Origin of the sequence: Sphingomonas sp. 3P27F8, from assembly GCF_005502745.1 — a bacterium.
In the GTDB taxonomy this organism is placed as follows: Bacteria; Pseudomonadota; Alphaproteobacteria; order Sphingomonadales; family Sphingomonadaceae; genus Sphingomonas.
The window spans coordinates 167,839-180,794 of sequence record NZ_SCNL01000008.1 but is presented as its reverse complement, the minus strand read 5'-3'; the positions used below and the strand labels follow the sequence as shown (position 1 = coordinate 180,794).

The 12,956-nt window shown below is 67.1% G+C and carries 11 protein-coding genes; 7 read left to right on the top strand and 4 right to left on the bottom strand.

Translation table 11 applies throughout. The features are described from left to right. The 5 genes from FFS35_RS11610 to FFS35_RS11590 all read left to right on the top strand — a co-directional run. On the top strand, positions 1 to 538 hold a 538-nt coding region (locus FFS35_RS11610), incomplete at its 5' end, for a SufD family Fe-S cluster assembly protein (protein WP_171007604.1). After that, positions 535 to 1,746 (top strand): cysteine desulfurase, encoded by a 1,212-nt coding sequence (locus FFS35_RS11605; RefSeq protein WP_137787245.1) that lies wholly within the window; start codon positions 535 to 537, stop codon positions 1,744 to 1,746. The genes FFS35_RS11610 and FFS35_RS11605, both read left to right, overlap by 4 nt. Beyond that, positions 1,743 to 2,201, top strand: a complete 459-nt coding sequence (locus FFS35_RS11600) for an SUF system Fe-S cluster assembly protein (RefSeq protein ID WP_137787244.1) — start codon at positions 1,743 to 1,745, stop codon at positions 2,199 to 2,201. Before FFS35_RS11605 ends, FFS35_RS11600 begins: the two co-directional genes overlap by 4 nt. Continuing rightward, positions 2,201 to 2,557: an iron-sulfur cluster assembly accessory protein gene (locus tag FFS35_RS11595; RefSeq protein WP_137787243.1), complete on the top strand. Its 357-nt coding sequence runs from the start codon at positions 2,201 to 2,203 to the stop codon at positions 2,555 to 2,557. The genes FFS35_RS11600 and FFS35_RS11595 overlap by 1 nt, the downstream gene beginning before the upstream one ends. Before the next feature lie 46 nt (positions 2,558 to 2,603). Further along, positions 2,604 to 4,223, top strand: a complete 1,620-nt coding sequence (locus tag FFS35_RS11590) for an alpha-D-glucose phosphate-specific phosphoglucomutase (protein ID WP_137787242.1) — start codon at positions 2,604 to 2,606, stop codon at positions 4,221 to 4,223. Here the strand turns inward: FFS35_RS11590 and glpK are convergent. Further along, complete coding sequence (gene glpK / locus FFS35_RS11585) at positions 4,216 to 5,703, bottom strand: glycerol kinase GlpK (protein ID WP_137787241.1); 1,488 nt, start codon at positions 5,701 to 5,703, stop codon at positions 4,216 to 4,218. The two genes, FFS35_RS11590 and glpK, sit on opposite strands and share 8 nt — an antisense overlap. Before the next feature lie 76 nt (positions 5,704 to 5,779). Between glpK and FFS35_RS11580 the strand changes: the two genes are divergently transcribed. Both FFS35_RS11580 and FFS35_RS11575 read left to right on the top strand, forming a co-directional pair. Beyond that, positions 5,780 to 7,279 (top strand): glycerol-3-phosphate dehydrogenase, encoded by a 1,500-nt coding sequence (locus FFS35_RS11580; protein ID WP_137787240.1) that lies wholly within the window; start codon positions 5,780 to 5,782, stop codon positions 7,277 to 7,279. Positions 7,280 to 7,319: 40 nt separating this feature from the next. Further along, the gene (locus tag FFS35_RS11575; RefSeq protein WP_137787239.1) at positions 7,320 to 8,462 is read left to right on the top strand and encodes an aminotransferase class I/II-fold pyridoxal phosphate-dependent enzyme; all 1,143 of its coding nucleotides are present in this window, start codon (positions 7,320 to 7,322) and stop codon (positions 8,460 to 8,462) included. A 20-nt stretch (positions 8,463 to 8,482) separates the two neighbouring features. Here the strand turns inward: FFS35_RS11575 and FFS35_RS11570 are convergent, their stop codons facing one another. The 3 genes from FFS35_RS11570 to FFS35_RS11560 all read right to left on the bottom strand — a co-directional run bounded on the left by FFS35_RS11570 (position 8,483) and on the right by FFS35_RS11560 (position 12,919). Beyond that, positions 8,483 to 9,283 (bottom strand): universal stress protein, encoded by an 801-nt coding sequence (locus FFS35_RS11570; protein ID WP_137787238.1) that lies wholly within the window; start codon positions 9,281 to 9,283, stop codon positions 8,483 to 8,485. A 356-nt stretch (positions 9,284 to 9,639) separates the two neighbouring features. After that, positions 9,640 to 10,842 (bottom strand): GIY-YIG nuclease family protein, encoded by a 1,203-nt coding sequence (locus FFS35_RS11565; protein ID WP_137787237.1) that lies wholly within the window; start codon positions 10,840 to 10,842, stop codon positions 9,640 to 9,642. Next, positions 10,835 to 12,919 carry a DEAD/DEAH box helicase gene (locus FFS35_RS11560; RefSeq protein WP_137787236.1) on the bottom strand — a complete coding sequence of 695 codons (2,085 nt, stop codon included), beginning with the start codon at positions 12,917 to 12,919 and terminating at the stop codon, positions 10,835 to 10,837. Before FFS35_RS11560 ends, FFS35_RS11565 begins: the two co-directional genes overlap by 8 nt. Positions 12,920 to 12,956: the final 37 nt, after the last annotated feature.

Sequence of the window (12,956 nt, the reverse complement as noted above, 5' to 3'; positions counted from 1 at the left end):
ATCGACATGCGCGCCCTCACCAGCGAGCCGCATCGACGCCGAGTTGCGGCTCGCTGGTGAGGGCGCGCATGTCGATTATGGCGGCGCACTGCTGACGCGGAACGAGCAGAAGCAGGAATGCGCCGTCGCGGTGCATCATGCCGCCCCGGACGGCACCAGCAATCAGACATGGCGCGCAGTAGCCGCCGATCGCTCGCAGGCCAGCCTTGCCGCCCGCGTCGAAGTGGCGCGTCACGCGCAGAAGACCGACGGGGAGCAGAGCCTGCGCGGCCTTTTGCTCGATCGCACCGCCACGGTGAACCTCAAGCCGGAGCTGGAGATTTTCGCTGACGACGTGAAATGCGCGCATGGCGCGACGGTGGGTGAGCTGGATCGTCGCGCGCTGTTCTACCTCGAAAGCCGGGGCATTCCGCCGGCGCGGGCGGAAGCGCTGATGACGCGCGCCTTCGTCGCCGATGCGATCGCCCGGATCGGTCATGAGGGGATTCGCGAGGCGTTCGAGGCGGATGCCGATGCGTGGCTGGAGGCGGCGCTGTGAGCATCGCCACCGCCGAACGTGCGCTCGATGTGCTTGCGGATTTCCCCGCGATCCCGGCCGGGTGGGCATATCTGGATACGGCCGCCACCGCGCAGAAGCCGCGCCCGGTGATCGATGCGATCGCGCGTGCCTATGGCGAAACCTATGCCACGGTGCATCGCGGTGTCTATCAGCGCTCTGCCGACATGACGCTTGCATATGAGGCGGCGCGGCGGCGCGTGGCGCAGTTCATCGGCGGCAAGCCCGACGAATGCGTGTTCGTGCGCGGCGCGACGGAGGGGATCAATCTTGTCGCGCAATGCTGGGCCGGAACGCAGCTCAAGGCCGGTGACCGCATCCTGCTGAGCCAGCTTGAGCATCATTCGAACATCGTGCCGTGGCAGATGGTAGCCGAGCGCGTCGGCGCGGCGATCGACGTGATCCCGCTTACCGCCGATCATTGCATCGATCTGGACGCGATGGCGGCGATGCTGCGGCCGGAGCACAAGCTGGTCGCGCTGGCGCATGTTTCGAACGTGCTGGGCTCGGTGCTCGACGTGCGGCGCGCGGCTGACCTGGCGCACGGCGTCGGCGCGAAGCTGCTTGTCGACGGATGCCAGGCTGTGCCGCGCATGGCAGTGGATGTCTCCGCGCTCGGGTGCGACTTCTACGTGTTTTCCGGTCACAAGCTTTATGGCCCCACCGGGATCGGCGTGCTGTGGGCGCGCGCGGAGCTGCTGGATACGATGCCGCCCTACCAGGGCGGCGGATCGATGATCGATCGCGTGACGTTCGCGCGCACCACCTATGCCCCGCCGCCGACCCGGTTCGAGGCCGGGACGCCCCATATCGTCGGCGTGATCGGGCTTCACGCGGCGATCGACTACGCAGCGGGAATCGGCCTCGATCGCATCCACGCGCACGAAACCGCGCTGGTGGCGAATGCACGCGAACGGCTTTCCACGCTCAATTCGGTGCGGCTGTTCGGGCCGGATGATTCGGCCGGGATTGTCTCTTTCGAGGTCGTCGGGGTGCACCCGCACGATGTCGGCACCATATTGGACGAGGCGGGCGTGGCGATCCGCGCCGGCCACCATTGCGCGCAACCGCTGATGGATGTGCTTGGCGTCGAGGCGACCGCGCGCGCCAGCTTCGGCGTGTATAACAATTCGGCTGATATCGACGCGCTGGTGAACGGTATCGAGCGAGTGACGAGGATTTTCGGATGAGCGACCCGATCCGCATCGAAGAAGTAGAGGCTGTGCCTGCCCCGCCCAAGGCGCGGGTGGAGGATGCGCGCGACACGTTCGAGCGCAAGCGCGACTATCTCTCCGGTTTTCTAGCGCAGCAGCCGCAAACGGATGCCGCCGGCGCGCCGGGCGGGGCGCTGTACGAAGCGGTGATCGACGCGCTGAAGGAAATCTACGATCCCGAGATCCCGGTGAATATCTACGATCTCGGGCTGATCTATGGCGTCGAGGTTGGCGATGATGGCCACGCCGTCGTGACGATGACGCTGACCACGCCGCATTGCCCGGTCGCCGAATCGATGCCCGGAGAGGTTGAGATGCGGGTTTCGGCGGTGCCCGGCGTTGCGTTCACCGACGTGAATCTCGTCTGGGATCCGCCGTGGGATCCGGCCAAGATGTCCGACGAGGCGCGGCTCGAACTGGGGATGTTGTGATGACGGACGTAAAGGCCCGTGCCCGTCCAGCCGCGCTGATACTGACCGCCGGCGCGGAGGCGCGCATCGCCGATCTGATGGCGAAGGCGCCGGATGGGGCGATCGGCGTCAAGCTCTCCACCCCGCGCCGTGGCTGCTCGGGCCTTGCCTATTCGGTCGATTACGTCACCGAGGCGAAGCCGTTCGACGAGAAGATCGAGACGACGGGCGGAACGCTCTATGTCGATGGCGGGTCGATCCTCTATCTGATCGGCTCGACGATGGACTGGGTAGAGGATGATTTCACCGCCGGCTTCGTCTTCAATAACCCCAATGCCAAGGGCGCGTGCGGCTGCGGAGAGAGCTTTACCGTCTGACATCTGAGGCGCTTGCCCGGTGCAAGGGCGCGTGCTTGATGGCGCGATGATCGAGACCATCGCCACCACACCCTATCCGGATCAAAAGCCGGGCACCTCAGGCCTGCGCAAGAAAGTGCGCATTTTTCGGCAGCCGCATTATGCCGAGAATTTCATTCAGTCGGTCTTCGACGTTGTTCAGGACAAGCAGGGCGCCACGCTGGTGATCGGCGGGGACGGGCGGTTCCTCAATCGCGAGGTTATCGGCACAGCCATCCGCATGGCGGCGGCCAACGGCTTCGATCGCGTCGTGGTTGGGCAGGGCGGCATTCTCTCCACCCCGGCCGCGTCGCATCTGATCCGCAAGCGCGGGGCGATCGGCGGGCTGATCCTGTCGGCCAGCCACAATCCCGGCGGCCCGGACGCGGATTTCGGCATAAAGTACAATGTCGCCAATGGTGGCCCGGCGCCCGAGAAAATCACCGATGCGATCTTCGCGCGCACGAAGGCGATCGATGCGTTTCGTATCGTTCGCACTACCGCTGTCGACATTGATGCGCCGGGTGTCTCGAGCGTTGCGGGGATGGCGCTCGAGGTCGTCGATCCCGTCGCCGATTACGCCGATCTGATGGAGACATTGTTCGATTTCCCCGCGATTCGTGCCGCCGCGCTGACGATGAAGTTCGATGCGATGAGCGCGGTCACCGGGCCATATGCGATCGAGTTGCTCGAAAGGCGGCTAGGCTTCGCGCCGGGCACCGTGATGAACGGCACGCCGCTGGAGGATTTCGGCGGGCATCATCCGGATCCCAACCTCGTACACGCCCGCGCGCTTTACGACGCGATGATGGCTCCGGGTGCGGCTGATTTCGGCGCGGCCTCCGACGGTGACGGTGATCGCAACCTCATCATCGGCCGCGGCATGTTCATTACCCCGTCGGACAGCCTGGCGATGCTTGCGGCGAACGCGCATCTCGCGCCTGGCTATCGGGCTGGGCTCAGGGGCGTGGCGCGCTCTATGCCGACGAGCGCAGCGGCGGATCGCGTTGCCGAGACTTTGGGCATTCCCGCGTTCGAAACGCCGACCGGCTGGAAATTCTTCGGGAATTTGCTCGATGCCGGGATGGCGACGATCTGCGGGGAGGAAAGCGCGGGCACCGGGTCCGACCACGTCCGCGAGAAGGATGGGTTGTGGGCGGTTTTGTTGTGGCTCAATATAATAGCAGCCACTGGCAAATCGGTGGCGGAGATCGCGCGCGAGCACTGGGCGCGTTTCGGGCGCAATTATTACGCGCGGCACGATTATGAGGGCATCGAAACCGCGCAGGCCGACGCGCTGATGACAGCGCTGCGCAGTGCGCTCGGCGACCTGCCGGGCCGGGCGATCGGCGCCCTTCGCGTCGCGGCCGCGGACGATTTCGCCTACCACGATCCGGTAGATGGCTCGACGAGCGCGCAACAGGGCGTGCGGGTGTTGTTCGACGGCGGCAGCCGCGTGGTTTTTCGGCTGTCGGGCACTGGCACCAGCGGCGCCACCTTGCGCGTCTATCTGGAACGCTATGAGCCGGCGGATGGAACGCTCGACGCCGCGACGCAGGACATGCTCGCCGAACTCGTCGCGGCGGCGGAGGAGATCGCCGGCATCGCCCGCCATACGGGGCGGACCGCGCCGGATGTGATCACCTGAGCAGCGTCCGCCGCAGCGCATCATGCCAGCCGGCGATCAGCGGCGCCCGGGCCGCCGCCGTCATCAACGGCGCGAAGCTAGCCTCGCGCGACCAGAGCGCGGCGATCTCCTCCAGCCCCGACCATAGCCCCACGGCAAGCCCGGCGTGGAAAGCGGCGCCGCGCGCGGTTGTTTCCAGATCGTCGGGGCGCTCGACCGGCACTTCGAGCAGATCGGCGAGGAACTGGCACAGCCAGTCGTTCGCGGCCATCCCGCCATCGACGCGCAGCATCGCCGGCCGCGCGCTGCCGTCCTCCACCATCGTCGTCACCAGATCGAGCGTCTGATAGGCGACCGCCTCCAGCGCGGCACGCGCCAGATGCGCCTGCGTGGAGCCGAGCGTCAGCCCATGGATCGCGCCGCGCGCCGCCGGATCCCAATGCGGCGCGCCCAGCCCCACGAACGCGGGGACCATATAGACCCCGCCATTGTCCGCCAGCCGGGTCGCCATGTCATCGGTGTCGCTGGCGTGGGTGATGACGCCGATCCCGTCGCGCAGCCATTTGATCGCCGCACCCGCGACGAAGATCGATCCCTCCAGCGCATATGTGGTGCGGCCGTCGATGCGATAGGCGGGTGTGGTGAGCAGCCGATGCTCGGAGAGAATCGCTTCCTCCCCGGTATTGAGCAGCATGAAGCAGCCGGTGCCGTAGGTCGCCTTGGCGCTGCCGCGCGTGAAGCAGGTCTGGCCGAAGAGCGCGGCCTGCTGATCCCCCGCGATGCCGGCTACCGGAATTTCCGCGTCGAACAGGCCGGGCGCGGTTGTGCCATAGATATGGGCATTGTCGTGCACCTCGGGCAGCAGCGCGCGCGGCACATCGAACAGGCGGCACATCTCCTCGTCCCAGCGCCCTTCATGGATGTTCCACAGCGAGGTGCGCGATGCGTTGGTGACGTCCGTCGCGTGCACCTTCCCGCCGGTCAGCCGCCACAACAGGAAGCAGTCGATCGTGCCGAAGGCCAGCTCGCCGCGCTCGGCGCGGTCGCGCGCGCCCGCGACGTTATCGAGTATCCAGCCGATCTTGGTGGCGGAGAAATAGGGATCCACCAGCAGACCCGTGCGCGCACGCACGCCGCGCTCGGCGCCGTCGGCCTTCAACTGCTGGCAACGCTCCACCGTGCGGCGATCCTGCCACACGATCGCGTGGTGGATCGGCGTGCCGGTGGCGCGTTCCCACACCAGCGTGGTCTCGCGCTGATTGGTGATGCCGATCGCGGCGATGCCCGCCGCGCCGACGCCGCTTTTCGCCATCGCCTCCCGCGCGGTGGCGAGCGTGTCGCGCCAGATGTCCTCCGGATCATGCTCGACCCAGCCGGCCACGGGATAATGCTGCGCGAACTCGACCTGCGCGGTAGCTATTCGATGGGCGTTGCGATCGAAAACGACGCTGCGAGTGGAGGTGGTGCCCTGGTCGATCGCAAGGATATGCGTTTTCCCCACCCACTCTCTCCGCTTTGCCTGTTCGTGGACGCTCGAGCATTTCCCGATTCAGGTCAACGCATGCTAGCCTTTGCCGATGCGTGAGGATTTCGATCTGCTGATCGTGGGGGGCGGCGTGAATGGCGCGGGGATCGCGCGCGATGCCGCCGGGCGCGGACTTTCCGTGCTGCTGGTGGAGCAGGACGATCTGGCGAGCCACACCTCGTCCGCCTCGACCAAGCTGATCCACGGCGGCCTGCGATATCTGGAATATGGCGAGTTCCGGCTGGTGCGCGAGGCGCTGATCGAGCGCGAGCGGCTGTGGGGGATGGCGCCGCATATCATCTGGCCCGCGCGCTTCGTATTGCCGCAGACGCATTCGCCGCGCCCGGCATGGATGGTCCGGCTGGGGCTGTTCATCTACGATCACCTCGGCGGGCGGAAGAAGCTGGCGGGCACCGAAACTATCCGGCTGGATCGCAGCCCATATGGCGCGGGGCTCGCCGACCCGCGCGGGACGGCATTCGTCTATTCCGATTGCCGCGTCGATGACAGCCGGCTGGTGGTGCTCAACGTGCGCGATGCGGCGGATCGCGGGGCGGATATCCGCACCCGCACGCGGCTGATCGCCGCGCGGCGCGAGGGTGAATGCTGGCGCGCGACGATCGCCGACGCGCATGGCGAGACGAGCGTGCGCGCGCGGATCCTGGTCAACGCCGCCGGCCCGTGGGTGGCGGACGTGCTGGGGCGCGTGCCCGATGCGCGGGTCGATCGCGGCGTGCGGCTCATCAAGGGGAGCCACATCGTCGTCCCGCGGCTGTACGAGGGCGATCACGCCTTCATGCTTCAGAACGCCGATCGCCGGATCGTCTTCACCTTGCCCTATGAAGGTACGTTCACGCTGATCGGCACCACGGACGAGCCGTGGCAAGGCGCGCCCGGCCATGCCGAGATCAGCGCGGACGAAACGCGCTATCTGCTCGACACCGCCAACGCCTATTTCCCGCATCGGCTGACCGACCGCGATATCGTGTGGAGCTATGCCGGCATCCGCCCGCTCTATGACGACAAGGCGGGCAACGCCTCCGCCGTGACGCGTGATTATGTCCTCGATCTTGACGCCGGCGAGGGCAGGGCGCCGATGCTCAGCATCTTCGGCGGCAAGATCACCACCTATCGCAAGCTGGCCGAGCATGCGATGACGCAGCTCGCCCCGTACCTGCCACGCGGCGAACGGGCGTGGACAGCCGGAGCGCCGTTGCCGGGAGGCGACATGCCGGATCGCGATTTCGAGGGGTTTCTCGCCGGGGTGGAGCAAGCGCGGCCGGGCCTGCCCGCGGCGCTCCTGCGGCGGCTTGCCCGCGCCTATGGCACGCGGATCGATGCCGTGCTGGGCGATGCGGCGACGGCCCGCGATCTCGGCGAGGATTTCGGCGGCGGCCTCACCGCGCGCGAGGTGGATTATCTCGTGGCGCGGGAATGGGCGCGCACGGCGGATGACGTGCTCTGGCGGCGCAGCAAGATCGGGCTTCACGCGCCGCCCGGCGCCGCGACACGGCTGGACGCCTATCTGGAGCGCGCGCGCCCGTCCGCCTGACCCGTTTGTTTCCCGCGCCAACCCGGGTAAGCGATCCCATATGTCCGCGCATATCGATCCGTTTCACGCCATCGCCATCAGCCGCGCCGCCCATCGCCTGGCGGCCGAGGGGCGTTCGGTGATCCACATGGAGTTCGGCCAGCCATCCACCGGCGCGCCGAGGGCCGCGATCGCGGCGGCCCATCAGGTGCTCGATACCGATGGCATGGGTTACTGGGAGAGTGGCGCGCTGAAGGCGCGGATCGCGCGCCACTATGCCGAAAGCCATGGCGTGGCGATCGATCCCGAACAGGTGATCCTCACCTGTGGCGCATCGCCGGCGTTCGTGCTGGCGCTCTCCTGCCTGTTCGCGCCGGGGGACCGGGTGGCGTTCGCGCGCCCGGGCTATGTCGCGTATCGCAACACGGTGAAGGCGCTGCATCTCGATCCGGTCGAAATCGCGTGCGGCGAAGCGGAGCGGTTTCAGATCACCGCTGCCGCGATCGAGCGGCTCGATCCCGCGCCGCACGGGCTGATCCTCGCCAGCCCCGCCAACCCGACCGGCACGATCATCGCGCCCGGCGAGATGGCGGCGATCGTCGCGACCTGCCGCGCACGCGGCATCCGTATCGTGTCGGACGAAATCTACCACGGCCTGAGCTATGTCGGCCCCGCGCGATCGGTATTGCAGGACGAGCCCGACGCGCTGATCGTCAACAGCTTCTCAAAGTATTTCAGCATGGCCGGCTGGCGGCTCGGCTGGCTGGTGGTGCCGCCCGCGCTGATCGACGCGGCGCGGGCGCGGATGGGCAATCTGTTCCTGACCCCGCCGTCGCTGGCGCAGCACGCCGGGCTCGTCGCGTTCGACGAGCGCGAGGAGCTGGAGCGCCACGTCAGCGCCTATGCCCGCAACCGCGGCCTGCTGCTCGAAGCGCTGCCGGCGCTCGGGCTGCGCAGCATCGCGCCGCCGGATGGCGCTTTCTACATCTACGCCGATATCGGCCACCTGACCGACGACAGCATGGATTTCTGCATGCGCCTGTTGCTCGACACGGGCGTCGCCACCGCGCCGGGCGTCGATTTCGATCCGGTCGACGGCCACCGCTTCATGCGCATCAGCTTCGCGGTGTCGACCGATCGGGTGGAGGAGGCGCTGCGCCGCCTCGCGCCGTGGTTCGCCGCGCAGGGCGCGGTCGCCGCATAGCCGGCACCGGCGCCCGGCGCCTAGTGCCCCAGCACCATCGGCAGGCTGCACGCGGACAGCATCGCGCGGGTCACACCGCCGAACAGCGCCTCGCGGAGCGGATGATGGCTATAGGCGCCCATCACCAGATAGCGCGCGCCGAACTTTTCCGCCGCCAGCCGGATCGTCACCGCGATGCTGCCCTCGTCCGCCACCGTGGCCACGCCGGCGTGGATGCCATGCCGCGACAGATAGGTGGCAACGTCCTCCAGCGGGATCGCCTCCTCGCTGATCTGGCCGACCTGGATGATCCGAACCTCCCCGGCGAGCGCCAGCAGCGGCACCGCGCGCTGCACCGTCGCCATCGCGCGGGCCGAACCGTCCCATGCGATCAGCGCAGTTCCGGCCGCGTCGAAGCCGTCGGCACTGTCGCTCACCGCGACGACCAGCGCGCGGGTATGCGAGAGCACGTTGCTGGCGAAATAGCGCATGTCTGTGGGATCTGGCCGGTCCAGCCGCCGGTTGAGCACGATCACGTCCGCCGTTCGCGCCGCATCGATCAGGCAGGTCGGCAGATAGCCCAGCGCCTCCACCCAGTTCCAGCTCACCCCCTCCGCCTTCAGGCGCGGCTCGAGCCGGCTCCGGTTGGCCGCCTCCTGCGCCCGTTCGGCCTCCACCAGCACTGCCACGCCTTCGCCGCCCGCCGGGCCGACGACGACGGGCATCGGCATGGCGTCAAGACAATCAAGGTGTCCGTCGAGTGCGCGGGTCAGATCGAGCGCGGCCTGAAAGCGCGCCTCCTGCCCCGCGTCGTCATGGACCAGCAACAGAATGTTCTTCATCACGTGTCTCCCTAGCGAAGCAGGGCGGCGCGGCCTGCCTGGTCGCGCGCGCCGTGATGACCGTGATATCGGCGCGCCGGGCGCGAGGCGCATTGCGCGGTATCAAACCGCGGCTTGATGCGGATCAAAACGCGGGATGGGTTTGGGCAAATTGGCCCCGCGCTGTCGGTTATGACGAAAGCGACGCTCGATCAGCGCGTGGGGGGTGTAGCTCAATGGCTGAGCGGAAGCTTCCCAGGAAGGGGCGAAAAACTGCCGTTTCTGCTGTAAACCGGCTTAGATCTCACGCGGTGAAATCAAGAACCTGGCAAGGGGCCTGCAAGCCGATTTTGGCACCCCTAGATCGGCCAGCTGCATCATTTCGCCGGGATTAGAGCGACGGACTGGGGATCATAGATCATCCCCGCCAACGTCCCGTCCGCGATGCGCGCGACGATCTCGTCGATGATCGGCAGCGGCACAAGGAACCATTCGCGCGGGCGCACCGGCTTGCCGAACCGGTCGGGGATTTCGGCTTCGAACCGGACCTTGTTCAGCACGCGATGAATAAGCGCCTCAAGGCGGGTGCGGTGAACGTCATAGAGCTTGTACGTCGCCACGACATCGACCTCGGCGAGCAGATAGGTCGCGTCATCCGCAGCACCGGCGACCCGAGCCTCGACCGATCCGCCGGTGATGCCGATCTTGTGGATCAGATCACGATGTGCGGCGATCGTCGAGTGGGTCGAGCGGCTGCGCAGGACGTAGAGCGTGCCGGTTGGCAGCATTTCGGGCTCCGCCTCGGCCGGCGCTGCCGCGTCGAATAGCGGCCCGACGGTCGGTTCGGTGATGCGGCGGCCGCCCTCGTCCTTGTAGAGTGCGCGCTGAAGCGAGCGGAGCAGCAGGTCGCTCTCGGTGCCGTTGGAATAGACGACGCGCAGGCGAGCGTCTGTCTCTCCATTGGGCGCCTCGATCGGCTCGCCCATACTCGCGACATAGGCGACCTGCCCGCCGACGATGAAGAACTCGCCCTGCTTGATGTCGGCCTTCGACATGCCGAGGTCACGCACGAACGGCCGGGTCGTCCGGACGCCTGCCTCAAGATCCGCCTGCACGTGATCGAACAGCGGCTTGAAGGTCGCGAAGTTCTCGCAGCGCTTGGCGCTGGCGACCTCCTCGGCGGCCTTCCGGTCGGCGTTCGAACGGACGTTACGAAGTTGAGTTATGTCGTTCGTCGCTTGGTCGATACCTAACTCGGCCAGCAGCGCGGTGTCGTCCAGATCGTCGATTGCGTCGGTATCGGTCGCGCCGTCCAATAGCCCGTGCGCGTCCACGGCCGCCAGCAACTCGCGGCAGTCCGCCTGCGCGCGGAGCCGGTCGAGGCGCACGGCATAGAGCCGCTCGAAGATATCGCGGCCCTCGCCATGTTGTGGGATACGCCCGTGTTCGTCACGGAAGCGGACGATATCCTCGAACCCGGCGATGATCCGTTCCTCGCGCGGCGTGCGGGCACGGACCTTCTTGGGCGTGAGGTCGACGCCGAGTTCGGCAAGGATATCGTCGTCGGTCATGTCAGCCATTGGCCGCAGCCCCCGCGGCCTGGGCTTTCGCGCGGAAGCGGGCGAAGGCGGCGACGCCCTCCGCCAGCTGGCGCTCCCACGGATCCTGCGACGTGGCCTCGGGCGCGCGGCCGCGTTCGCGCTTCCACTGGACCGCGCGGATCGCGAAGGCACGAGCCTCGTCCTCGGTCAGCGTGGTCTTGCGTGCCGAGATCGCCGCCTGCACCTGGCGCAGCGTGCCCTCGTTCATCGCCTTGGCGAGGATCGCACAGGCGGCCTCGAACGGGTTGATCCGGTCGATCAGGTCGATGTCGAGCTCGCGCACGTTCATGAACTTGCGCACGCCATCGACGAACGAGGTGTTTGCCTTCAGCTCGCCTGTACCGTCGTCGGTCGCTGTCTCGGTGACGATCTTCGCCGCCTGCTGGGTGATGTTGAGCGCGGCGATCGCGTGCTGCCGGATCGCCTCCTGGTCGGTTTCGCTGAGGTCGGGATAGCGGTCGCGGACGATCTTGCCCATTCGGACCTGGGTCAGTTCCTCCGGGACCACCTCGGGGTCGAACAGGCCGCGTTCGATCGCCTGCTTGTCCTGGATGAAGCTGGTGATGACCTCGTTGATGTCCTCGGCGCAGATGCGCCTGCCCTCGGTCGAGCTGGGCAGCAGCAGGTCCTTCAACTCGAAGTGGAACTGGCCGCGCTCCTCGTTGAAGCCGACATTGGTGCGGCCTTCCTGATAACCATCGGGACCATAGTCGAAGCCCGGCTTCTCCCCGGCGTCCTTCGGCGTGAACTCGAAGCGCGGGGCCAGCACCTGCTCCATCAGCAGGCTGGCGGCGATCGCCTTCAGCGTGTCGTTGACCGCCTCGGCCACCACGTCATCGGCGGCGGCGGGTTCGGCGATCAGGTTGGTGAAGCGCGCGACCGTCTTGCCCGGCGCGTCGCGAGTGGCGCGGCCGATGATCTGGATGATCTCGGTCAGGCTGGAGCGGTAACCGACGGTCAGGGCGTGTTCGCACCAGATCCAGTCGAACCCTTCCTTCGCCATGCCCAGCGCGATGATGACGTCGACATGGTCGCGGTCGCTGCGCGCCTCCGGGCTTTTCAAGGCCGCCGCCACGCGGTCGCGCTTGGCGGGATCGTCGTCGACCAGATCGGCGACCCTGATCGTCGCGCCCGCCGCCGTTTCGATCAGGTGGAAGCCGGTTTGCGCATCGGTGCCCTTCCACGTGCCGAGATGATCCATGATCTCCTCGACCTCGCGATGCTTGTCCTTGGTGCTCTCGCGGCTGTTGACGCTGGGGATATGAACGATCGTCTTGACGGCCGGATCGAGCAACGTGTTGATCTTGTCGACATAGCGCCCGGTGTAGAAGCTGTACGCGATGTCGAGCGTCTTCAGGTAGCGATAGCCATTGAGCTGCTCGTAATAGGTATAGGTGACGGTGGTGAACTTGGCCTCGTCCTCCGCCGACAGCACCGCGACCGCATCGCCGCGGAAATAGCTGCCGGTCATCGCGACCAGATGGGCCTTGTCGCGCGCGATCAGCTGGCCCAGCTGCGCGCCCAGCCGGTTCTCCGGGTTGGCCGAGACGTGGTGGAACTCGTCCACCGCGATCAGCCGGCCGTCGAACGCCGCGATCCCCAGTTCGTCGATCGCGAAGCGGAAGGTGGCGTGGGTGCAGACCAGCACCGTGTCATCGCTGGCCAGGAATTCGCCGACCGCCTTCACTTTCGACCTGGCCACCTTCACGTCGTCGGCGCCGGGCGTGTTGCACAGGTTCCAGTGCGGCTTCACCGTCCAGTCGGCCCAGAAGCCGTGCGCCGACAGCGGCTCGTCGGCGAAGCTGCCGCCGATCGAGCGCTCCGGCACGACGATAATCGCCTGTTTCACGCCCTGGTTGTGCAGCTTGTCGAGCGCGACGAACATCAGCGCGCGGGACTTGCCGGAGGCGGGCGGCGACTTGATCAGCAGATACTGTTCGCCCCGATGCGCATAGGCGCGTGCCTGCATCGGCCGCATGCCGAGCTCGTTGGCGCTGGACGAGGCGCCGGTCTGGCCGGTGACGAGGCGGACGGCGGGGATGGTGTTGCTGGTCATGAGATGCGTCTACCGTTGAATTGCACGGCCGACACGC

What these genes read in the sequence shown, in the direction of transcription:
- FFS35_RS11590 (WP_137787242.1), top strand. Translation starts at nt 2,604, where the DNA reads ATGATCGAGACCATCGCCACCACACCCTATCCGGATCAAAAGCCGGGC.
- FFS35_RS11575 (WP_137787239.1), top strand. Translation starts at nt 7,320, where the DNA reads ATGTCCGCGCATATCGATCCGTTTCACGCCATCGCCATCAGCCGCGCC.
- FFS35_RS11570 (WP_137787238.1), bottom strand. Translation starts at nt 9,283, where the DNA reads ATGAAGAACATTCTGTTGCTGGTCCATGACGACGCGGGGCAGGAGGCG.
- FFS35_RS11595 (WP_137787243.1), top strand. Translation starts at nt 2,201, where the DNA reads ATGACGGACGTAAAGGCCCGTGCCCGTCCAGCCGCGCTGATACTGACC.
- FFS35_RS11580 (WP_137787240.1), top strand. Translation starts at nt 5,780, where the DNA reads ATGCGTGAGGATTTCGATCTGCTGATCGTGGGGGGCGGCGTGAATGGC.
- FFS35_RS11565 (WP_137787237.1), bottom strand. Translation starts at nt 10,842, where the DNA reads ATGGCTGACATGACCGACGACGATATCCTTGCCGAACTCGGCGTCGAC.
- FFS35_RS11560 (WP_137787236.1), bottom strand. Translation starts at nt 12,919, where the DNA reads ATGACCAGCAACACCATCCCCGCCGTCCGCCTCGTCACCGGCCAGACC.
- FFS35_RS11600 (WP_137787244.1), top strand. Translation starts at nt 1,743, where the DNA reads ATGAGCGACCCGATCCGCATCGAAGAAGTAGAGGCTGTGCCTGCCCCG.